Source organism: Cupriavidus basilensis OR16 (assembly GCF_000243095.1).
GTDB lineage: Bacteria > Pseudomonadota > Gammaproteobacteria > Burkholderiales > Burkholderiaceae > Cupriavidus > Cupriavidus basilensis_D.
The window spans coordinates 1-1,561 of the sequence record NZ_AHJE01000156.1 but is presented as its reverse complement, the minus strand read 5'-3'; the positions used below and the strand labels follow the sequence as shown (position 1 = coordinate 1,561).

The following is a 1,561-nucleotide window of genomic DNA, read 5'->3' as shown; positions in this document are numbered from 1 at the left end:
CGCGGAAGACGAGGACAAGTCAAGCAACCCATTCGAGACCAGTACGAGCACCAGGGCCATCCTTACTACGCCAGCGCGCGGCTGTGGGATGACGGCGTGATCGATCCCGCGCAGACCCGCACGGTGTTAGGCCTGGGCCTGTCGGCCAGCCTGAATGCGCCCATCGGCGAGATGAAGTTCGGCGTGTTCCGCATGTAATTGCGCGCGCAATGACATGCACCAGCGCCCCGGATAACGCATCGCACCGCACAGGACACCACATGGAATTCACCACCCTTACCGTCACCACGGCGCAGCACGTGGCCACCGTCACGCTGAACCGGCCGGACGTGCGCAACGCCTTCAATGAAACCGTGATCGCCGAGCTCACCGGCGCCTTCCGCGCACTCGGCAGCGAGCCCACGGTGCGCGCCATCGTGCTAGCGGGCAATGGCCCGGCCTTCTGCGCGGGCGCCGACCTGAACTGGATGAAGAAGATGGCCGGTTACTCGCATGACGAGAACCGCTCGGACGCGCTCACGCTGGCGCAGATGCTGCACACCATCTGGGCCTGCCCCAAGCCGGTCATCGCGCGTATCCACGGCGACACCTATGCGGGCGGCGTGGGCCTGGTCGCGGCCTGCGATATCGCCGTGGCCGCGCAGACGGTGAATTTCTGCTTGTCCGAAGCGCGCCTGGGCTTACTGCCCGCCACCATCAGCCCCTACGTGATTCGCGCCATGGGCGAGCAGGCGGCACGCCGCTACTTCATCACGGCCGAGCGCTTCGGTGCCGCCGAGGCGCTGCGGCTAGGCTTTGTCCATGAGGTGGTGCCGGGCGACATGCTGGACGCAAAGGTCGGCGAGCTGGCCGCCGCGCTGGTGGCCAACAGCCCCAACGCCGTGCGCGAGAGCAAGCGGCTGGTGCAGGAAGTCTCCGGCCGCCCGATCGACGATGCGCTGCTGGCCGATACCGCCGAGCGCATTGCCGCGATCCGCGCGTCGGAAGAAGGCCGTGAGGGCGTACGTTCCTTCCTGGAGAAGCGCTCGCCGTCCTGGCGTCCTGCCTGATCCCTTCCCCAGCCACTCCCGCGCACCTGCCGCGTGGCCACCCCAGCCGCGCCGCCAGAACCAGAAAACTAGGACCAGCCATGTTCAACAAGATCCTGATCGCCAATCGCGGCGAAATCGCCTGCCGCGTGGCAGCTACCTGCCGCCGCCTCGGCATCCGCACGGTGGCGGTCTACTCCGACGCCGACGCCAACGCGCGCCACGTGGCGCTGTGCGACGAGGCCGTGCATATCGGCGGCGCGGCAGCCCGCGACAGCTACCTGCGCGGCGACCACATCATCGAGATGGCCAAGGCCACCGGCGCGCAGGCCATCCATCCCGGCTACGGCTTTGCAGGTGGAGCACCCGGTCACCGAGATGATCACCGGGCAGGATCTGGTCGAATGGCAGCTCCGCGTGGCTGGCGGCGAGCCGTTGCCGCTCAGGCAAGAGCAGCTTCAGATCCACGGCCACGCGCTGGAAGCCCGCGTCTACGCCGAGAACCCCGACAAGCAGTTCCTGCCCTCCACCGG

General features: G+C 67.8%; 2 protein-coding genes and 1 pseudogene. All 3 read left to right on the top strand.

Annotated elements, in window-relative coordinates:
* On the top strand, window positions 1-198 hold a 198-nt coding region (locus OR16_RS42255), incomplete at its 5' end, for a carboxyl transferase domain-containing protein (protein WP_006164040.1).
* Between the two features lie 62 nt (window positions 199-260).
* Window positions 261-1,049 (top strand): enoyl-CoA hydratase/isomerase family protein, encoded by a 789-nt coding sequence (locus tag OR16_RS36405; protein WP_006164039.1) that lies wholly within the window; start codon window positions 261-263, stop codon window positions 1,047-1,049.
* A gap of 80 nt (window positions 1,050-1,129) precedes the next feature.
* A pseudogene (locus tag OR16_RS42250) lies at window positions 1,130-1,561 on the top strand (biotin carboxylase N-terminal domain-containing protein); the annotation flags it as partial.